Below are 20,588 nucleotides of genomic sequence, written 5' to 3' on the forward strand. Positions count from 1 at the left end.
CGCCCACCTCAACCGATCGTAGGTCAGCGGGATTCCCGGCGGGCCCGGTCGGCCCGGGCCGCCGGCGCGGTCACTCGGTGGGCAGCGTCAGCGAGCGGAAGACGTCGGCCGAGCCGCACCGCAGCAGCTCGACGATCTGGGTCTGCCCGGCCGGCGGCCGGTAGGCCAGCACGGCGGGCGAGCCGTCGTACCGGACGGCGACCAGCTCGCCCTCGCCATAGGCCGCCGGCGGGCACACGAACGCCGAGTCGGCGGTGAGCTGGTCGGCCTCGACCCGCTGGCCCGGCCGCGACGGGACACCGCCGATGCCCTGGAAGGTGCGGGCGAGGTCCTGGAAGTCGTCCTCGTCCATGGCCAGGACCGGCGGCTTGATCGATCCCTGGGACGGCTCGACCGGGGCGCTGGGCGCATCGCTGGACGTCGCCGCAGGTGCCGGCGGCACCGCCTCGTTGTTCTGCGCGCCGTCGTCGCGCTCGGCGGGGCTGTCGGCGGCACCCCGCCCCAGCTCGTTCTCCTGGTCGAGGGCACTGCCGGCCGACGACGCGTCCGCGTCACCGCTGTCGTCGTCACCGCTGTCGATCACCTGGCCGAGGCCGACGCCGACGGCGACCACGGCGGCGGCCGCGACGAGCAGCCCGGTCACCCGGCGGCGGCGCCGGGCGGCGAGGTCGACCACCTCGGCGCCGGTCGGCGGTGGCGGGGGAGGGGCGCCGGCGCGTGCCTCGGCCACCAGGCCGGCGAGCGCCTGGTCGAGCCGGGCCGCGACGTGGTCGGGAACCGGCTCGTCGTGGCGCGCCCGGGCGAGCAGACGGCGTACCTGCGCTTCCTGCTCGGGGGTGGCCTGCGGCTCGGGCTCGGACATGGGTCCTTCGATGGGGACGTCGGGTGGGGCGTGGGGTCAGGACGGCCGCGGAGGTGGTGGTCCGCGCGGTCGGTCCGTGGATGGGACGGCGCCCGGCGGCGGCGGGTTCCCGGGTGGGACGTCGTCCCCGGCCGGGGCGGGGTCGAAGAGGTGCTCGAGCAGGACGGCGAGCCGGGCGCGCCCCCGCGAGCAGCGCGACTTCACGGTGCCGACGGCGCAGTCGAGCATCTGGGCGACCTCGGCGACCGGGTAGCCCTCCATGTCGACCAGCACCAGCGCGGCCCGCTGCTCCTCCGGCAGGGTCTGCAGCGCCTCGAGCACCTGGCGCCGCTGGTCGCCGGCCACCGAGAGGTCGGCGGGGTCGGCGGCGTCGGTGGTGGCCGAGGCGAGGGAGCCGCGGTTGCCGTACTCCTCGAGGTCGTCGGGCAGCGCCTCGGCCCGGCGCACCTTCATCGCGCGCAGCCGGTCGAGGCAGGCGTTGACGACCACGCGGTGCAGCCAGGTGGTCACCTGCGCCTCGCCGCGGTAGGACGCCGCCCGCCGGAACGCCGCGACCATCCCGTCCTGCAGGCCGTCGGCGGCGTCGTCCGGGTTGCCCATGGTGCGCAGCGCGACCGCCCACAGCCGGTCGCGGTGGCGGCCGAACAGGACGCCGAAGGCGTGCGGGTCGCCCCCGACGTGGGCGGCGAGCAGCTCGGCGTCGGTGGGTCCGGGGGTCGGCGCGGCCCAGCCGGCCTCAGGCACCGAGCACCTCGACCTCGGCGACCCGGGCGCGGTAGCGACCGTCGCTGGGGTCCTCCGGGAGGTCGGTGAGCCAGACGACGACGTGGGTGGCCGGGCCCGCGGCGTCGAGCTCGAGGGCCTCGCCGTCGGCGGTGCCGCTGGCGGCCGGCTCGAGGCCCTCGACGTCGTCGACGGGGCCGTCGGTGAGGTAGACGCTGACCGAGGTCGGCGCGCCCACGAACCGCAGGTCGACCCCCGCGACGTCGCGCTCGCCGCCGAGGTCGACCAGCAGGCCGACGCCGGTCTTGAGGCGCCGCTCGGAGGTGAGGGGGTCGTCGTAGCCCAGGGTGGGCCACGAGGTGCCCGGGTCGCCGTCGACGGCCAGCGGCGTCTCGTCGTCGTTCTCCTCGCCGTCGCCCTGCGGGTCGAGGGCGGTGGCGGTCAGACCGGTGAGGGCGACCGGCTCGGCGGTGGGGCTCGGCGACCCGCTGCCGGACGTCGAGCCGGACGTCGGCGCGGACGTCGAGCCGGACGCCGGGCCGTCGTCGGACGCCTCGGACCCGTCGCGGCCCACGTTCAGTGCCACCACGACCACCACGGCGACGACCGCGAGGACGGCGACCAGCGTGGCCAGCAGCAGCCAGCGGCGTCCGGGCACGGGCTCCTGCGCCTCGGTGTCGCCGGTGCCGCCGTGGCCACCGCCACCGAGGCGTCGTCCGCCGCCGGTGTCGGCCGTGCCGGCGCCGCCGAGCCCGGCGCCGGTGCCGTCGGTGCCGGTGTCGGAGGCCCAGGGCCAGAACCCGCCGTCGCCGTCGGTGGGCTTGCTGCGGGCCGCGCGCTCCTCACGGGCCTGACGCGCGGGCGCCCCGGACTCGGGCTCGGGCGCGAACAGCGGGCGCTCGGGCGGCTCCTCGAACGGCGGCGGGGGCGGCACGGGCGTGGTGCGGCGCTCGAGCCACGACACGTCGTCGGTCTCGCCGAAGATCGGGACGCCGGCCTCGGTGGGCACGTCGCGGGCCGCGGCCCGGGCACGCGAGAGCCGGGCGTCGCGCAGCGCCCCGGTGTCGCCGGTGTCGTCGTGGCGGTCGTCGGGCAGCTCGCCGGTGTCGTGCGGGGCGATCTCGGGCACCGGCGGCAGCACGACCTGCTCCTCCTCGGGGAGGATCTCGGGGGTGCTCTCGAGCAGCGCCTCGGGCATGCCGGCGGGGTCGCCCACGTAGTCGGCGAGGAAGTCGGCGAGCCCGCGGGCCGAGACGTCGAGGTCGACCAGCTCGCGGTGACGGCCGGTGGTGGCGGGGTCGAGCACCTCGTCGCACAGGCTGTCGAGCATCCGCGGGATGCCGGCCCGCACCCGCCGTGGCCGCAGCACCTGGCCGTGCTCGCGCGGCGCGGCCATGACCGTGGACGACGACGCCCCGGCCCAGCGGGCGGTGAGCGCGCAGTAGAGCAGGCCGGCGAGGTCGGTGACGTCGCGCTCGCGGTCGTCGGTGAGGACGCCGTGCAGCGCGGCGTCGACGCAGGTGCCGATGATGCGCACCCCGCCGGCGCGGTCGATGAGCACGTTCTCGGGGCCGAGGCGGCCGTGGGCGATGCCCTTCTCGTGCGCGACGGCGACGGAGTCGGCGACCTCGGCGACCAGCCACGACGCGCGGCGCGGCCCGAGCGGCCCGCGGTTGCTGACCACGATGTCGAGCGAGGCGCCCCAGCCCCACTCGTTGACGATGTAGCAGAGCTCGTCGGTGACCTCGGCGTCGAGCACGCGCAGCATCCGCCGGTCGACGACCGTGGCCGAGCGGCGCGCCGCCTCCATCAGGTCGTCGGCGCGGGGGTCGTCGGCGGCGATGACGTGCACGGCGACGTCGCGCTCGAGGATGCGGTCGCGGGCTCGCCAGAACCGGCCGCCGCGGCTCTCGAGCAGGAGGTCGACCAGGGCGTAGCGCTCGCCGAGGACGTCGCCGGGTCGGGTGGCGTGCGGCACCGGACTCGTCTCCTCGGCTGGGCTGGCTGGGGCTGGCTGGCTCGGCAGGTCGGGTGGCACGCGCGGCACCGGGTCGGGACCGGCGGGCCGGCCCCCATCGTAGGGCGGGTCAGCCGCGTTTGCCCGGAGACAGGCGACGCGTGAGCCCACCGGTCAGCGTGGCCACCACCGAGGTCACCTCCTGCAGGCGCAGCACGCGCGCCAGCGCCAGGAAGGTGAGGCCGCCGGAGGCGGTGACGGCGACGCCGCGCACCCCCGCTAGCGCCCAGTGCGGACGCTCGCCGAGACCGCCCAGCAGCAGCGTCACCACGCCCGCCACCGCGGTGGCCACGGCGACCGCCACCAGCAGCCGGACGACGAACCGCACCGTGCGCGCCGTGTCGAGCCCGCCCGGGCCACCGGTGCCCCCGAGGGCCGCCAGCCGACGCAGCCGGCGCGCCAGCACGGCGTACGACAGCGCGGCCCCCACCAGGTAGGCCGACAGGTAGGCCCCGACGAGCGCCGGCGAGGTGGCCTCGGCGTCGACGCTGCGCACGAGCAGCACCGCGGCCGCGACGTTGGTGGCCGCCACGGCGCACTGGATGAGGAAGACGGTGCGGTTGAGCTCGAGGGCGTAGAAGCCCCGCAGCATCAGGTAGTGCACCGTGAACAGCACCAGGCCGGGGCCGAACAGCGCCAGCGACGGCGCGTAGCGCTCGAAGCCCTCGGCGGCGGCGCCGTGGCCCCACACCACGTTGGCGATGTCGCGCGCCACCAGCGGCAGCACGGCCGCGAACGGGACGACGACCGCCAGCGCGGTGCGCAACGAGCCGGCCAGCATCGTGCCGACGCCGGCGAGGTCGGCGTCCGCGGCCCGGCGCGAGAGGCGCGGCAGGATGGCGGTCGCGAGCGAGACCGTGATCACCGAGTGCGGGACCATCACGATCAGGAACGTGGAGGAGTAGACGGCGTAGCCGGTGCCGTCGCCGCCGTCGGCGGTGCCGCCCGAGGCGAGGCGCACCACGACGGTGTAGGCCAGCTGGTTGACGATGACGAACAGCACCGTCCACGACGCCAGCCGCATCGTGTGCCCGAGCCCGGTGCCGCGGAAGTCGAAGCGCGGCCGGAAGGTGAACCCGGCCCGCTTGAGGTAGGGCACCAGGATCAGCAGCTGCGCGGCGATGCCGAGCGTGGAGCCGAGGCCGAGCAGCAGCTCCTGCCCGCCGCTGAACGGGCCGTTCAGCTCGGCGCCGCGGGCCGGGCCGAAGACCAGCAGGTAGACCACGAGCGTGGCCACCGAGATGACGTTGTTGGCGATCGGCGCCCACATCATCGGCCCGAACCGGCCGCGGGCGTTGAGGATCTGCCCGACCAGCACGAACATGCCGTAGAAGAAGACCTGCGGCAGGCAGTAGCGCGCGAAGGTGATCACCGAGTCGAGGTGCGCCGCCCGGTCGGGGTCGTCGTAGCGCGCGTCGAGGAACAGCGACATCAGCTGCGGCGCGAGGACGACGAGCGCCACCGTCACCGTGCCGAGGAACAGCGCGGCGAGGGTGACGACGCGGTTGGTGTAGGCCTCCCCGGCGTCGGCGTCGTGGTTCATCGCGCGCACCAGCTGCGGCACCATCACGGCGTTGAAGACGCCGCCGGCCAGCAGGATGTAGAGCATGTTCGGCACCGTGTTCGCGATGGTGAACACGTCGGCGTGCAGGCTCAGGCCGAGCGCCGCCGCGAGCAGTGCCGAGCGCACGAAGCCGCTGAGCCGTGAGACGACGGTGCCGGCCGCCATCACCGCGCTGTTGGCCAGCACCGCGCGGTCGGTGGCCTCGGCCGAGGCGTCGGACGCCGGGGCCGTGGCGCTAGCTGGTGCCGGTGGTGCCGGTGCGGTCGGTGGTGCCGGCGGGACCGGGGCGGGCGCGCGCTCGTCGTCCGGTGGAGTCGGCCGCGTGGGCGGCACGCCGGCCCGGTGACGGCCGGCGGGGCTCACGAGGCGCCCACGCGCTCGAGCGGTGCCTCGGCGGCGACCGGCTCGGGGGAGCGGGAGGCCCGGATGCGACGCACCACCCGCACCGCGATGGCGAGGAACAGCAGGCCGGCGCCGGTGCCCATGATCAGCCAGATCACCCCGCTGACCTGCGCCGAGCGGATCGGCAGCTCGTCGCTGGCGCCCAGCGGCTCGCCGGCGGTGTCGGTGACCACCAGGCGCACGTTGTGCACCCGGTTGCTCGAGGTGCGCACCGTGAAGGGCACCGTGGCGCGGGCGCCGGGGGCGAGGTCGATCTGCTCGGCGGTGCTCAGCTCGATGTCGTCGTCGGACTCCACGGCCACCGCCACGGTGACCCGCTGGTCGAGGGTGTTGGTGACGGTGACGACGAACTCGCCGGAGGCGCCCGAGAGCGTCAGGCCCGGCGCCGCGGCGATGCGGACGGCGCCCAGCCGCTCGTCGATCCACGAGCGGGCCGCGGCCACGGCGAGCCGGGAGGAGACCTCGTCGTCGCGGGTGCCGTAGGAGATCGAGGTGAGCGCCTCCTCGGTGACCTCGCCGCCGATGACGTCGTTCTCGGTGAGCACGTTCTGCAGGGTGTCGCCGGCGCCGACGAGGTCGGCGGCGGCGTCGATGCCGGTGGCGTCGAGCTCGCGACGCACCTGGCGCGGCGGGTAGCGCAGCTCGTCGACGTCCGTCGGGCGGGCGGAGGCGGCGTCGTCGACGGCGTCGAGGGTGTCGAGGTCGACGAAGCCGCCGCTCAGCCCGGCGAAGAACCCGACGGGGTCGCCGGGCACCCGGTCGCCGGGCAGGGTGACGACGAGCGGCGCGCGGTCGCGGCGCACCACCCGCACCGCGGCCTCGGCGAGCAGCCGCTGCCGCATGCCGGTCGAGGCGGTCGACGGTCCCGGTCCGGGCGTGCCGAGCGTCGCGCCGTAGGAGGTGACCAGGGCGCGGTGGCCGGCGACCTGGGCCGCCGCGGGCGCCTCGCCGTCGGGGAACATCCGGTCGGTGAGCAGCAGGCGGGTGTCGGCGGGGGCGCTCTCGATGCCGGCCGCGTCGAGGTAGCCGGACGGCGAGGTCATCACCGGCGTCGCCTCGATGCCGAGCCGGCGCAGCACGGTGCTGCGTTGGGCCAGGGCGAGGTCGAGCAGCTGCGGGGCGTGGCGCACCGTGGCGGGCACGTCGGGGTTGCCGTAGGGCAGCGTCAGCACCGGGTCGGAGCCGACGACGGTGGCGAAGGCCTGGAGCCAGTCGGCGGCGGCCTGGGCCTGCGGCGTCGGCGGCTCGACCGGCTCGGGCGTCGGCTCGGGCTGGGTGGGCGGGTCGATCGGCTGGCCGGTGGGCTGGCCCCCGGGCGGCGCGGTGGCGCCGTCGCCGGACGCCGTGGCCGGCGCCTCGGACCCGTCGGGCCCGGCCGGCGTCCCGCCCTCGCCCGGGCCGGTGCCCTCCCCGCCGTCGGCGGGCGCGGAGGGGGCGATCGAGCGGGCGGGGTTGCCCTCGGCCAGCCGGCCGATCGCGTCGAGCATGGCGGGGTCGACGACCCACGTGAGCGGTCGGGTGCTGGTGTCGTAGAAGTCGAGCAACCGGGTGAGCCGGCCGCCGGGGGCGAGCGCCTCGGCCCACTCGTCGGCGTCGGCGACCGAGCCGTCTCCGGCGTAGTGCACCGGCCAGGCCAGCGGCACGACGAGGGCGGTGGGCAGCGGCGTGTAGTCACGCGGCACGTAGGGCAGGAACGTGCGGGCCCGGCCGTCGGCCACGGCCACGCCGCCCTGGTCCTCCTCGGCCGGCACGCTCGGGCTCGAGCCGAGCGCGTGGATGCCGAACCAGTAGACGCCGGGCTCGTCGACCTGCAGCGCCGCGCGCGGCACGGTCACGACGTACCGCTTGGTCTGGCCCGGCTGCAACGTGCCGATGTTGCCCGGCCTGACCCCGGCGGTGATGCGGTTGCCGAGCACCTCGTCGACCGGGGTGTCCATGGCCGCCGCCAGCTGCTGGGAACGCCGCATGGGGCGCCGGTCGTTGCCGAGGAAGGCGTAGGTGGTGACGTTGCGCCACGTCTCGTCGGTGAGGTTGGTGACCGTGCCGGTGACCCGCAACGGCCCCTCGACCGGCAGCGCGCCCGGGGTCATGGTGCCGATGCGGACGGCGAGCGGCTCCTCGTCGTCCGCGGGGGCGGGCTGCGGCACGGGTGTCGAGGCCACCTCGGTGGGGTAGGCGGCCGGGGCGGACGGCGCCGGCGCCGCGAGCACGAGCAGGCCGGTCGCGAGGCTCGCCACGAGGGCGCGCAGATATCTCGCGGGACTGGCCACCCCCCGAGCGTAACGGCGGGTGGTCCGTAAACTCCGCGCCGTGCCCGAGCCGACCCCGCCTGAGGACGCGTCGGCCTCGTCGCCGCCCGAGGCGCTGTCGATGGTCGAGGTGCAGCGGCGCGTCGGTGCCGAGCTCGACCGGCTCGCGCCCGTGCTCGACGGCCTCGGTGCGCTGTTCGCCGACGCCGGCCACGAGCTGCACCTCGTGGGCGGCCCCGTGCGCGACGCCATGCTGGGCCGCTCGCACACCGACCTCGACTTCACGACGTCCGCGCCGCCCGAGGTGACCGAGCGGCTTTTGTCGGGCTGGGGCAGCGCGCTGTGGGACATGGGTCGCGCCTTCGGCACCATCGGCGCGCGGCGCGACGGGTGGGTCGTCGAGGTGACCACCTACCGCTCCGAGAGCTACGACCCGGCCTCGCGCAACCCGGTCGTGGCGTACGGCGACTCGCTCGAGGCCGACCTCGGCCGCCGCGACTTCACCGTGAACGCGATGGCGGTGAGCCTGCCCGGACGCCGCTTCGAGGACCCGTTCGGCGGCATCGTCGACCTCGCCCACCAGGTGCTGCGCACCCCCGGCACCCCCGAGGACTCCTTCGGAGACGACCCGCTGCGCATGCTGCGCGCGGCCCGCTTCGCCGCCCAGCTGGGCTTCACGGTCGCGCCCGAGGTGGTGACGGCCATGCGCGAGATGGCCGGCCGCATCGAGATCATCTCGGCCGAGCGGGTGCGCGACGAGCTGGTCAAGCTGATCTGCGCGCCCTACCCCCGGCTCGGCCTGACGCTGCTGGTCGAGACCGGGCTGGCCGACCTGGTGCTGCCCGAGCTGCCGGCCCTGCGCCTCGAGCGCGACGAGCACCACCGCCACAAGGACGTCTACGAGCACACCCTCACCGTGCTCGAGCAGGCCATCGAGCTCGAGCCGCGGCTGAGCGGTGACGGCGAGGACGGCGGCCCCGACTTCGTCTCGCGGTTCGCCGCGCTCATGCACGACGTCGGCAAGCCCCGCACCCGGCGGCTGCTGCCCGACGGCACGGTGACCTTCCACCACCACGACGTCGTCGGCGCCAAGCTGACCCGCAAGCGCATGAAGGCGCTGCGGTTCAGCAACGACGAGATCGAGGCGGTCAGCCGGCTGGTCGAGCTGCACCTGCGCTTCCACGGCTACGGCACCGGCGAGTGGACCGACTCCGCCGTGCGCCGCTACGTGCGCGACGCCGGCCCCGAGCTCGAGCGGCTGCACGTGCTCACCCGCGCCGACTGCACCACCCGCAACCGCCGCAAGGCCGAGCGGCTGCGTCGCACCTACGACGACCTCGAGTCCCGCATCGAGCGGCTCTCGGAGGAGGAGGAGCTGGCCGCCGTCCGACCCGACCTCGACGGCAACCAGATCATGCAGCTGCTCGGCATCGGCCCGGGCCGCGAGGTGGGCGAGGCCTACCGCCACCTGCTCGAGCTGCGCCTCGACCACGGCCCGATGACCGAGGACGACGCCCGCGCCGCCCTCCTCGCCTGGTGGTCCGCCCGCCCCTGACCCCACGACGCGACCCGAACCCGCCCCCCCCGACCCCTGAGCCTGTCGAAGGGCACCCCCACGCGAGCGTCCGCGTGCAGGGCCGGCGGTCTCGAGGCTCGTCGCCAGGGCTCCTCGCACCTCGACCATCGTCAGGGGCCCCACGGTGGTCGAGGTGCGAGGCCGGCCACGGCCGAGCCTCGAGACCGCGAGAGGTCAAGGCGAACCCGACCCACGGACCCCGAGCCCGTCGAAAGTCATGCACGGCCGGGGTCTCGAGGCTCGTCGCCAGGGCTCCTCGCACCTCGACCATCCTCAGGGCCCACACGGCGGTCGAGGTGCGAGGCCGGCCACGGCCGAGCGTCGAGACCGCGTGAGGTCACCGCCGACCCGACCCCACGGACCCTGAGCCGGCATGCACGGCCGGGGTCTCGAGGCTCGTCGCCAGGGCTCCTCGCACCTCGACCATCGTCAGGGCCCCCACGGTGGTCGAGGTGCGAGGCCGGCCACGGCCGAGCCTCGAGACCGCGAGAGGTCAAGGCCGACCCGACCCCACGGACCCTGAGCCCGTCGAAGGGCACCCCCTTGGGATGCACCGTCGGGCGGGTGCGGCGGCGACGATGGGCGCGGTGCGAGCCGACCAGGGAGGGAGGACGTCGTGCTGACCCGTGAGCGTCTGAAGGACCCCGTCTTCTGGAACGACGTCACCCAGCTGCTGAAGACAGTGGTCGCGGCCACGGTCGCCTGGGTGCTGGCCGCCGAGGCCTTCGAGCTCGAGCAGCCGTTCCTGGCGCCGTGGGCCGCCATCCTGGTGGTCAACGGCACCGTCTACCGCACGATGTCGAAGGGCGCGCGGCAGGTGGCGGCCACCGTCGCCGGCGTCCTGCTCGCCTCGGGCATCGGCAACTGGCTCGGTCTCGAGGTCTCCTCGGTGCTGCTCGTGGTGATGCTCGGCCTCGCCGTCGGCGCGCTGCCGTGGCTCGACGGCGAGGAGACCACCGTCGCCGCCACCGCGCTCGTGGTGCTGGCCACCGGGTTCTCCGACGACGACGTCGTGCTGCTGGCCCGGCTGCTCGACACCGCGATCGGCATCGGGGTCGGCATCCTGGTCAACCTCGTGGTGTGGCCGCCGCTGCGGCGGCGCACCGCGCTGCGCGCCATCGACAAGGTCGACGACCTCGTCGGCGAGCTGGTCTGCGACGTCGCCACCGGCCTGCGCGGCCGGCTCACCCACGAGCAGATCGAGGAGTGGGTGCAGCGCACCCGCGACCTCGACCAGCTGGTCGACGACGCCTGGGCGCTGGTGCGGCAGGCGGTCGAGAGCGCGCGGCTCAACCCGCGGCGTCCGGCGCGCAGCATCCGCGACCCGCGCGAGTGGTACTCACTGCTGCGCCGCCTCGAGCAGGCGATCGCCGAGTCGCGCAGCCTGGCCCGCACCCTCGACCACAGCCTGGCGGCGGGCCGCACCTGGGAGGAGCCGTTCCGCGCGTGCTTCTGCGAGCTGCTCGACGACGTCGGCACCGCCATCCTCGCCGCCGAGGACGAGCCGCTGCGCGCCGCCCGCGGCAAGCTGGACGACGTCATCGGCTCGCTGTCGGACCGTGGGCTCTCGCGCGAGCTGTGGCCCGAGTACGGCGCGGTGCTGACCAACCTGCGCAACATCATCGCCGACATGGACGAGGTCGCTGCGGCAAACCCGCTCGGCCAGCCGCCGCTGCCCTTCGAGGTGCTGCGGCGCCGCCGGGCCGTGGACGCCGAGCGCGAGACCGCCGCCGGACCGGCCCGCTCGGGCGCCCCGGCGCCGCACGACGCCTGAGGCCGCGGCGACGCTTGACCTTGCCCCTGCGGCAGGCTCCAGCCTGCGGTGACCGGCGAGATCCGCCGGTGACGAGGAGGACGGCGTGGACGGCGTGGACGGCGAGGGCGCACCGATGGGCATCGGCGACTTCGCGCGGGCCAGTGGCCTGAGCGCGAAGGCGCTGCGGCTCTACGACGAGTCGGGCCTGCTGGCGCCGGCCGAGGTCGACCCGGTCACGGGCTACCGCCGCTACGAGACCGCCCAGCTCGGGCGGGCCCGGCTGGTGGCGCGGCTGCGCCTGGCCGGGATGCCGCTCGCGCGGATCCGGGTGGTGGCCGACGCCGCCGACGGGCGCGACGGGCGCGACGGTCGCGATGGCGCGGCGGCCGCGGCCGAGCTCACGTCGTACTGGCGCCAGGTCGAGGCCGACACGGCCTCGGCCCGGGCGCTGGTCGCCGACCTCCTCGCCGAGCTGGCCGACCGGCCGACCGCGAAGGAGCACCACATGAGCACCACCACGACCCGCATCCCGCACCCCGAGGCCGCCGTCGGCCTGGGCCAGGGGGCGCGCGAGACCCAGGAGGACGCCGTCCGCACCGGTGGGGGGCTCTACGCCGTCGCCGACGGGGTGGGGGCGGTGCGCGGTGTCGCGCGCGTCGCCCTCGACGTGCTGGCCGGGCCCGCCCCGGGTGACGACGCCACCACCGCCCTCGCCGGCCTCGACGCCGGCCTGGCCCGGGCCGCGGCCGCCGTCGCCGAGCACCACCCGGACGACGACGCGGCGGCGACCACGCTCACGGCGTTCGTGCTGCTGCCCGGCCGGCTCGTCAGCGCCCACGTGGGCGACTCGCGGTTGTACCTGGTGCGCGACGGCTCGCTGACCCGGCTCACCCGCGACCACACCGTCGTCCAGACCCTGGTCGACGAGGGCCGGCTGACCGCCGAGGAGGCCCGGGCCGACGAGCGCCGGGTCGTCCTCAACCGCGCCGTCGCGGCCGGGGCGCCGTACGCCCCCGACCTCGCCGTGCACGTCACGGCACCCGGCGACCGGCTCGTGCTGACCACGGACGGCGTCCACGGGCGCCTCGAGCCGGCCGCCCTCACCGGGCTGCTGGTGGCCGACCGTCCGGCCGCGGAGGTGGCCGCCGCCGTCACCGCGGCCGTCGAGGCGGCCGGCGCCGACGACAACCACGCCGTGGTGGTCGTCGACCTCTGAGCGGGTCGGGTTCCCCGGAACGCCGGACAGGACGTCGTCGCGGCTCTAGGTTCCGCAGCGTCTGCTCCCTTGCTCCGGAGGTCGTCCATGCTTCACCCCGTCCGCCGCCACCCCGTCCGCCGCCGCCCCGGCCGCGCCGTCCTGCCCCTCGCGCTCGTGGTGCCCGCCCTCGCCCTCGGGCTCGCCGACGGCCCGGCCGCCGCCCAGGCGGCCCCGACCGCGTTCGTGCCCGCCGACCAGCACCAGGTGCGCACCGTGACCTTCGGCTACACCGGCGCCGAGCGGGCCTTCACCGTGCCGGCCGGTGTGACGAGCCTGCACGTCGAGGCGGTGGGCGCCGAGGGCGGCGACGGGACGACCTCCGAGGTGGAGCCGGCGATCGGCCAGGGCGGGCGGGCGGCCCGCGTGACGGCAGACCTCGAGGTGACGCCGGGCCAGGTGCTCTACGTGCGCGTCGGCGGCGAAGGGGGCGGCTTCTCGACGGCGACCTACAGCAGTGGCGCTCCCGGGTGGAACGGCGGCGGAACCGGCGGTCAGACCGTCTACGACCAGGGCGCGGGCGGAGGCGGGGCCACCGACATCCGCACGTGCGCCGCCGCCGACACCGCCTGCGACAGCCTCGCGTCACGGCTGCTCGTCGCGGCGGGTGGCGGTGGCGCCGGCATGGAGTCTGTCGGCGAGAGCGCAGGTGACGGGATCGACGGCGGCGACGCCGGCGCGGTCGGCGAGTCGAAGGAGATCGGCGGCATCGGGTACGCCAACGGGGGCAACCCCGGTACCTCGGACGCCGGCGGCACCGGGGGGACCGTCGACGGCGACTACCACAGCGTCGGCCCCGGTGAGGACGGCGTCCTCGGCGTCGGCGGCGACGGCGGAGCGCCGGCGCCCGGGTCACCGCGCCACGCCGGGTGGCGCGGTGCCGGCGGCGGTGGCGGCGGGCTCTTCGGCGGTGGCGGAGGCGGCGACAACCGCTTCTTCGGCGCCGGCGGGGGCGGCGGGTCGAGCCTGGTGCCCGACGACGGCACCTCCTCGCTCGCCGAGCGGGGGACGCCGTCGTCCGTCGTCATCACCTACGACCTCGGCCCGGTGACCTCGGTCCCGGTCGAGGTGCCCGACACGCCGCTGGTGGCCACCGGCACCGACACCGTGCAGGTCGTCGCGACCCCGCGGACGGCCGGTGGAGTCGGCGTCGCCGGGCTCGACGTGGCGCTCACCAGCAGCGACCCCGGGGTGAGCTTCGGCGAGGTCGCCGACCTCGGCGACGGTCGCTACGTCGCCGAGATGACCGGCAGCACGACCCCGGGCACGGCCACCGTCACGGCGACGGCCGCCGGCTCCGACCCCGACGCCGCGACCGACGACGTGGTCGGCACGGCCGAGGTCGTCACCGAGGGCATCGACCTGACGATGGGGTTCCCGACCGACATCCCGGCCAGCGGGCGCGCGGAGCTGACGCTGTACGCCCAGGCCACGGGCCGGATCACCTCGAGGCTCGTCTACGGGCTCGAGGTCGACTTCACCGTCGAGCCGGCCGGTCCGACCATCGGCCCCGTGACCGCGCACGACAACGGCCTCTACAGCGCTGTGCTCGCGGGCACGACCACGGCCGGGAGCTACCAGGTCACCGCCACCGCGCGGCCCGTGGGCGCGACGACCCCGCTGGCGTCGACGGGGGCTCTCGTGACCCAGGTCCCGTACGTCGCACCGGGCATCAGCGCCGCGGTCACCAGCAGCCGCCCGCCTCGCGCCGGGTGGTACTCGGCGCCGGTGCGCATCTCCTTCACCTGCACCGGCACGCGGCTCGGGACCGACGACGGCGGCTCGCAGCCCCGCTCGGAGACCGGCGCCTGCCCGGCCGCGGTGACCCTGGCCCGCGACGGCCGCGGCCAGGTGGTCGAGCGCTCGGTCAGCGACGACCAGGGCTTCGGCGACACCGTCAGCACCCGGGTCTCGATCGACCGCACCGCACCCACGGTGCGCGTCGACGGAGCGCGCAACGGCGCGACGTACCCGGCGGCGCGCACGCTGCGGTGCAGGGCGACCGACGCGCTCTCGGGCGTCGGGTCGTGCCGGGTCACCACCACGCGCACGAGGACGCGGCAGGGCACCGTCGTCCGGTGGACGGCGAAGGCGCTCGACAGGGCCGGCAACGCCCGCTCGACGTCCGGGCGCTACACGATCGAGCCGCGCTGAGCCGACCCGCGCACGGCACGGACGACGCAGGCCCCGAGCCGGTCGGAAGCGGTTCCGACCGGGCCCGGGGCCCGTGGTCTGACTGCGGGGGTCAGCCCGCGGGCCTCACTCGCCGGCGATGAACGCCTCGACGCGGCGGCGACCCTCCTCGTCGGGGATCTGCACCGGCGGGCTCTTCATCAGGTAGGACGACGCCTCGATGAGCGGGCCACCGATGCCGCGGTCCTTCGCGATCTTCGCGGCGCGCACGGCGTCGATGATGATGCCGGCCGAGTTGGGGGAGTCCCAGACCTCGAGCTTGTACTCGAGGTTGAGCGGGACGTCGCCGAACGCGCGGCCCTCGAGGCGCACGTAGGCCCACTTGCGGTCGTCGAGCCACGCGACGTAGTCGGACGGGCCGATGTGCACGTTGCGGTCGTGCACCTTGCCGGCCAGCGAGCCCTCGAGGTTCGAGGTGACGGCCTGGGTCTTGGAGATCTTCTTCGACTCCAGGCGCTCGCGCTCGAGCATGTTCTTGAAGTCCATGTTGCCGCCGACGTTGAGCTGGTAGGTGCGGTCGAGCGCGACGCCACGGTCCTCGAACAGCTTCGCCATCACGCGGTGGGTGATGGTGGCGCCGATCTGGCTCTTGATGTCGTCGCCGACGATCGGCACGCCCGCGGCGCGGAACTTCTCGGCCCACTCGGGGTCGGAGGCGATGAAGACGGGCAGCGCGTTGACGAAGCCGACGCCGGCGTCGATGGCGCACTGGGCGTAGAACTTGTCGGCCTGCTCGGAGCCCACCGGCAGGTAGGAGACCAGGACGTCGACCTCGGCGTCCTTGAGCACCTGGACGACGTCGACCGGCTCGGCCGCCGACTCCTCGATGGTCTCGCGGTAGTACTTGCCGAGGCCGTCGAGCGTCGGGCCGCGCTGCACCTCGACGCCGAGGGTCGGCACGTCGGCGATCTTGATGGTGTTGTTCTCGGAGGCGTTGATGGCCTCGGAGAGGTCCTTGCCGACCTTCTTGTCGTCGACGTCGAAGGCGGCGGCGAACTCGATGTCGCGCACGTGGTAGTCGCCGAAGGCGACGTGCATCAGGCCGGGCACCGTGTCAGCGGGGTCGGCGTCGCGGTAGTAGTGCACGCCTTGGATCAGGGAGGTGGCACAGTTGCCGACTCCCACGATTGCTACTCGAACCGAACCCATCGGGTTTCCTTCCTGGTGGATCACTGGTGGATCACTGCGGGGCTTGCGGGACTGGCGGGATCGCCGTGCCGGCCGACGGGGTCGTCGGACCGGTCTGGTGGTGGGAGGTGCGCTCACGGACGCTGTCGCGCTCGGCGTTGATGAGGTCGCTGAGCCACTGCACCTCGCGCTCGGCCGACTCGACGCCGTGTCGCTGGAGCTCGACGTGGTAGCGGTCGACCTCCTTCTCGGTCATCGACAGCTGCTGCTGGACGCGGTCGAGCCGCTCCTGCAGCCGGCTGCGGCGGCCCTCGAGCACCCGCAGCCGGATCTCCATGTCGGTGCGGCTGAAGAAGGCGAACCGGATGCCGAAGTCGTCGTCCTCCCAGGCGGCGGGACCGACCTCGGACATCAGCCGCTCGAACTCGGCGGTGCCCGCGGCGGTGACCTGGTAGACGATCTTGGGACGCCGGGAGACCGGCGTCTGCGTGGGGGGCAGCTCCTCGATGAGGGTGCTGCGCAGCATCTTCTTCAGCGTCGGGTAGAGCGAGCCGTAGGAGAACACGCGGCCCCAGCCGAGCATGAGGTTGAGCCGCTTGCGCAGCTCGTAGCCGTGCATGGGTCCCTCGTGCAGCAGTCCGAGGACTGCCAGCTCGATGGTCTCCGCACGACGTGTCACGCGACCTATCGTAGCGATACATCCGGCGAACACGAATCGTCGATGCAACGGCGGCACCGATCGGCATCACGACCGACGCGTCGACCGACCTCACACCGCTCGCGATTTGGCCGGCACCGCACACCGCCTGCGTACCCTGATCCGTCGGTAGGCCAGGCAGGCGCGCGAGCGCCGTGGAGCAGGACGGAGCCGAGGTGGCGCGAGACGGCAAGCGACGAGCCGACGGGCCGGCGTCCACGCGCGAGCCCAGCGGCTTCCTCGGCGCCTGGCGCGCCAAGCGCAAGGCCCGGCGTGCCGCGCGCAAGGAGCGGCCCAAGACGTGGAAGTCGCGTCTGGTCACCTTCCTGAAGTGGGGCTCGGTGGCCGCCCTGGTGCTGGTGCTGATCGGGGTCGCCGGGTTCGTCTACCTCTACAAGACGACCGACATCCCCGAGCCGAACGCCGACTTCCTCACCGAGGCCAGCTACATCTACTACGACGACGACGAGACCGAGATCGGTCGGTTCGAGACGCAGTACCGCGACACGATCCCGCTCGACGCGATGGCCGAGGACCTCAAGAACGCCGTCGTCGCCGCCGAGGACCGCAGCTTCTACACCAACAGCGGCATCGACCTGAAGGGCATCGCGCGCGCCGCGTTCAGCAACGCCAGCGGCGGCTCGACCCAGGGTGCCTCGACCATCACCCAGCAGTACGTGAAGATCCTGTACCTGACCCAGGAGCAGTCCTACAAGCGCAAGATCAAGGAAGCGATCCTGTCGCTGAAGATCCAGCGCGAGCTGAGCAAGGACGAGGTGCTCGCGGGCTACCTCAACACCATCTACTTCGGGCGCGGCGCCTACGGCGTCGAGGCGGCGGCGAACGTCTACTTCGACAAGTTGGCGGCCGACCTCAACCTGCGCGAGTCGGCCGTGCTGGCCAGCATCCTCAACGACCCCAACGACCTCGACCCGCGCGACGGCAAGGCCGCGCGGCAGCAGCTGCGCGAGCGCTACACCTACGTGCTCAACAGCATGGCCGAGGTCGGCGACATCACCGCCGAGGAGGCCGAACAGGCCCAGCGCAAGATCCCCAAGACCGAGCCGGACGACGAGGGTGACACCTTCGCCGGGCAGAAGGGTCACATGCTGACCCTGATCAAGAACCAGCTGCTCGACCTCGAGGACGAGGACGGCAACCCCTTCACCGAGGAGCAGCTGGTCGGCGGCGGTCTGCGCGTCTACACCACGTTGAACGACCAGACGATGCAGGACATCGAGGCCGGCGTGGACGAGATCCGGCCGAAGCTGAAGCGGCCCGAGCGGCTGCACGTCGCCGCGGCCACGGTCGAGCCCGGCACCGGTGCGCTCAAGGGCTTCTACGCCGGCCAGGACTACCTCGACTCGCAGCTCAACTGGGCCGTCGCGGGCGGGCAGGCCGGGTCGACGTTCAAGCCCTTCGCGGTGGCGGCCGGCATCAAGGACGGCTTCTCGCTCAAGGACACCTTCGACGGCAACTCGCCGTTCGTGATCGGCGACGCCGAGGTGGAGAACCAGGGTGACGAGAGCTACGGGCCCGTCAGCCTGCTCGAGGCCACCGAGAAGTCGATCAACACCGCCTTCATCGACATGACCGACTCGATGACCGACGGCCCCGAGAAGATCATCGAGACGGCCAACGCCATGGGCATCCCGCCGGAGAAGGTCGGCAAGAAGGGCGGACCGGGCATCCCCGACGAGACGCCGGGCCTCGAGCCTCAGACCGGTGTCGCGCTCGGCTCGCAGACCGTCAGCCCGATCAACATGGCCAACGGCTACGCGACGATCGCGAACGAGGGCGTGGCGGCCGAGCCCTACGTCATCGAGCGGGTCGAGGACTCCGACGGCAACGTGCTCTACGAGCACAAGGTCGTCGACGACCGCGCGCTGCCGGCCGACATCTCCGCCGACGTCTCCTACGCGCTGCAGCAGGTGGTGCAGGTGGGCTCCGGCACCGAGGCCCAGATGCCCGACCGGCCCACCGCCGGCAAGACCGGCACCGCCACCAAGACCGGCGGCGCGGTGTCGTCGTCCTGGTTCGTCGGCTACACCCCGCAGCTCTCGACCGCCGTCATGTACGTGCGCGGCCTCGGCAACGGCCGGCTCGACGGGTGGCTGCCGGCCTCCAGCGACGGCAAGGAGGGCTACTTCGGCGGCAACTACCCGGCCAAGACCTGGAACGCGATCATGACCCGCGAGCTCGACGGCGTCGAGCCGGAGGACTTCCCCGAGCCGGAGTACGTCGACGGCGAGGCGCCCGAGGACGGGCACGCGCCGTACACGCCGCCGCCGAGCACCACCAAGCCGCCGCGCACCGACAAGCCCGAGACCGACGAGTCGACGCCCGAGCCGAGCACGGACGAGACGACGTCCGAGGCGCCGCCGACCACCGAGGCGCCGCCCACGACCGAGGCCCCGCCGACCACCGAGGCCCCGCCCACGACCGAGGCCCCGCCCACGACCGAGGCCCCGCCGACCACCGAGGCGCCGCCCACGACGGCTCCGCCGACGTCCGCACCACCGAGCTCTGCCGCGCCGCCCTCGGCGCCGGCCGGGCCGGCCGGTCGTGTGGCGGTCGACGGACGCCGCCGGACCTCGCGCCGCACGGGCCGCTCGGGGCGGTCCCGCCCGTCCGGCCGCCGGTGAGCGTCAGCCCGACGCGCGACGACCCGGTCGTCGCCGGCCTCAGCGAGGTCGTCGGCGGGCCGACGGGCTCGCGCGCCGGGCACGGCTGGCGGATCGGGGCGCTCGGCGTTCTGCTGGCCGTCACCTGCCTGACGTTCGCCCTCGGGATGGTCAGCAAGACCACCTGCGCCGAGCGCGGCTGGGACGACCCCGGCCAGACGCCCTACACGCACCTGTGCGTCTCGCAGCTGCCCGCCCCCTACACCGGCGACGGGCTGGTCGAGCTGGCCTGGCCGTGGACCGGCGAGACCGACACCCGGGCCCGCTACGGCGTCCTCGACGACCCGGCCGGGGTGGGGCTGTGGCAGTACGCCGCCGCCCGGGTCACCCACGTGCTCACCGGCTCGCCCGACGTCTCCGAGCGGTTCCGCGAGCCCCCCGGGGTCGTCGCCGACCGGGCCGACGTGGGCCGGGAGCGCTCGGTGTTCGTGGCCGTCAACGTCGTCGGGCTCGCGGTGCTGGCGATGCTGGCCACGGCGGCGCTGGCCGCCGTCCACCGGCGACGGCCGTGGGACGCCGCGGGCTTCGCCGCCGCGCCGGTGCTCGCCACGGCCGGCGTGCTGGCGTGGGACCTGCTGCCGGTGGCCGCGGCCGCCGGTGCGCTGTGGGCGTGGACCCGCGGCCGCCCGGTGCTCGCCGGGGCGCTCGTCGGCCTCGGCGCGGCCACCGGGCTGTGGCCGGTGCTGCTGCTCGCGGCCTTCGCCCTCGTCGCCGCCCGGGAGCGCCGCGCCACCGACGCCCTGCCCGCCGCCGTCACCGGGCTCGCGGTGTGGGCCCTCGTCAACGCCCCGGCCTTCCTCACCGGGCGTGCGCAGTGGGAGGCCTACTGGTCGGCCACCTTCGGCCGGGTCGCCGACCAGGGCTCGATCTGGCTCGTGCTGCGCCAGACGGTCGGCATGTCCGACGGCAGCGTGACCGCGCTGTCGTGGGCGCTGGTGGGACTGTGGCTGGCGGCCGTGGCCGCCCTGGTCGTCGCCGCCCCCCGACCTCCGCGGGTCAGCCAGGTGGCCTTCCTGCTCGTGGCGGTGCCGCTGCTCTTCGGCGCGGCCTACCAGCCGCAGCAGGCGTTGTGGCTGCTGCCGTTCGCCGCCCTCGCCCGCCCGCGCTGGCGCGACCTGCTGATCTGGCAGAGCGGCGAGCTGCTGCACTTCGCGCTGCTGTGGTGGTGGCTCGGCGGCCTGCTCGCCCCCAGCGGCGGCGGTGACGCGGGGTTCTACTGGATCGGCGTCGGCCTGCGCGTCGCCGGCACCCTCTGGCTGGTCGCCGTCGTCGTCCGCGACGTCTGGTGGCCTGAGCACGACCCCGTCGACCCCGACGAGGAGACCCCGCGTCGTCGGGTGGCGGTGTCGTCGGTGTCGTCGGCGTCGGTGGCGGGAGAAGCCGAGGACGTCAGGGATCCCCGGTTCACCGGGTATCCCTGAGCTCCTGGGGCGTTGCAACGCCCCAGAAGCGGAGGGAGGGGCCGAGAAGGTGGGCCCGGTG

General features: G+C 74.8%; 13 protein-coding genes. 6 read left to right on the top strand and 7 right to left on the bottom strand.

Going from position 1 to position 20,588, the window contains the following annotated elements:
* Positions 1 to 70: 70 nt before the first annotated feature.
* From ABEA04_RS00510 to ABEA04_RS00530, 5 genes are all read right to left on the bottom strand, one after another.
* Positions 71 to 862 (bottom strand): hypothetical protein, encoded by a 792-nt coding sequence (locus tag ABEA04_RS00510; protein ID WP_345453195.1) that lies wholly within the window; start codon positions 860 to 862, stop codon positions 71 to 73.
* A gap of 36 nt (positions 863 to 898) precedes the next feature.
* Complete coding sequence (sigM, locus tag ABEA04_RS00515; RefSeq protein WP_345453198.1) at positions 899 to 1,606, bottom strand: RNA polymerase sigma factor SigM; 708 nt, start codon at positions 1,604 to 1,606, stop codon at positions 899 to 901.
* Positions 1,599 to 3,563, bottom strand: a complete 1,965-nt coding sequence (locus ABEA04_RS00520) for a protein kinase family protein (protein WP_345453201.1) — start codon at positions 3,561 to 3,563, stop codon at positions 1,599 to 1,601. The genes sigM and ABEA04_RS00520 overlap by 8 nt, the downstream gene beginning before the upstream one ends.
* A 109-nt stretch (positions 3,564 to 3,672) precedes the next feature.
* The gene (gene murJ, locus ABEA04_RS00525) at positions 3,673 to 5,352 is read right to left on the bottom strand and encodes a murein biosynthesis integral membrane protein MurJ (RefSeq protein ID WP_345453204.1); all 1,680 of its coding nucleotides are present in this window, start codon (positions 5,350 to 5,352) and stop codon (positions 3,673 to 3,675) included.
* A 173-nt stretch (positions 5,353 to 5,525) separates the two neighbouring features.
* On the bottom strand, positions 5,526 to 7,838 hold the full coding sequence (locus ABEA04_RS00530; RefSeq protein WP_345453207.1) for a DUF6049 family protein: 2,313 nt from the start codon (positions 7,836 to 7,838) through the stop codon (positions 5,526 to 5,528).
* A gap of 100 nt (positions 7,839 to 7,938) precedes the next feature.
* On the opposite strand from ABEA04_RS00530, the gene ABEA04_RS00535 reads away from it, so the two are divergent.
* From ABEA04_RS00535 to ABEA04_RS00550, 4 genes are all read left to right on the top strand, one after another.
* Positions 7,939 to 9,372: a CCA tRNA nucleotidyltransferase gene (locus ABEA04_RS00535; protein WP_345455585.1), complete on the top strand. Its 1,434-nt coding sequence runs from the start codon at positions 7,939 to 7,941 to the stop codon at positions 9,370 to 9,372.
* Between the two features lie 637 nt (positions 9,373 to 10,009).
* Entirely contained in the window at positions 10,010 to 11,167 is a 1,158-nt protein-coding gene (locus ABEA04_RS00540; RefSeq protein ID WP_345453210.1) for an FUSC family protein, read from the top strand.
* A gap of 85 nt (positions 11,168 to 11,252) precedes the next feature.
* Positions 11,253 to 12,365 (top strand): MerR family transcriptional regulator, encoded by a 1,113-nt coding sequence (locus tag ABEA04_RS00545; RefSeq protein ID WP_345453212.1) that lies wholly within the window; start codon positions 11,253 to 11,255, stop codon positions 12,363 to 12,365.
* A gap of 87 nt (positions 12,366 to 12,452) precedes the next feature.
* Complete coding sequence (locus ABEA04_RS00550) at positions 12,453 to 14,558, top strand: glycine rich domain-containing protein (RefSeq protein ID WP_345453215.1); 2,106 nt, start codon at positions 12,453 to 12,455, stop codon at positions 14,556 to 14,558.
* Positions 14,559 to 14,663: 105 nt separating this feature from the next.
* Here the strand turns inward: ABEA04_RS00550 and ABEA04_RS00555 are convergent, their stop codons facing one another.
* A complete protein-coding gene (locus tag ABEA04_RS00555) occupies positions 14,664 to 15,746 on the bottom strand; it encodes an inositol-3-phosphate synthase (RefSeq protein ID WP_345453218.1) in 1,083 nt (360 codons plus the stop codon).
* A gap of 31 nt (positions 15,747 to 15,777) precedes the next feature.
* Positions 15,778 to 16,404 (bottom strand): helix-turn-helix transcriptional regulator, encoded by a 627-nt coding sequence (locus tag ABEA04_RS00560; RefSeq protein ID WP_345453220.1) that lies wholly within the window; start codon positions 16,402 to 16,404, stop codon positions 15,778 to 15,780.
* 173 nt (positions 16,405 to 16,577) lie between these two features.
* Between ABEA04_RS00560 and ABEA04_RS00565 the strand changes: the two genes are divergently transcribed.
* Together ABEA04_RS00565 and ABEA04_RS00570 are read left to right on the top strand one after the other, a co-directional pair.
* Complete coding sequence (locus ABEA04_RS00565; RefSeq protein ID WP_345453222.1) at positions 16,578 to 19,067, top strand: transglycosylase domain-containing protein; 2,490 nt, start codon at positions 16,578 to 16,580, stop codon at positions 19,065 to 19,067.
* Positions 19,064 to 20,527, top strand: coding sequence for a glycosyltransferase 87 family protein (locus ABEA04_RS00570; RefSeq protein WP_345453225.1), 1,464 nt, complete (start codon positions 19,064 to 19,066; stop codon positions 20,525 to 20,527). Before ABEA04_RS00565 ends, ABEA04_RS00570 begins: the two co-directional genes overlap by 4 nt.
* Positions 20,528 to 20,588 lie beyond the last annotated feature (61 nt).

Origin of the sequence: Nocardioides marinquilinus, assembly GCF_039543705.1 — a bacterium.
GTDB classification, from domain to species: Bacteria; Actinomycetota; Actinomycetes; order Propionibacteriales; family Nocardioidaceae; genus Nocardioides; species Nocardioides marinquilinus.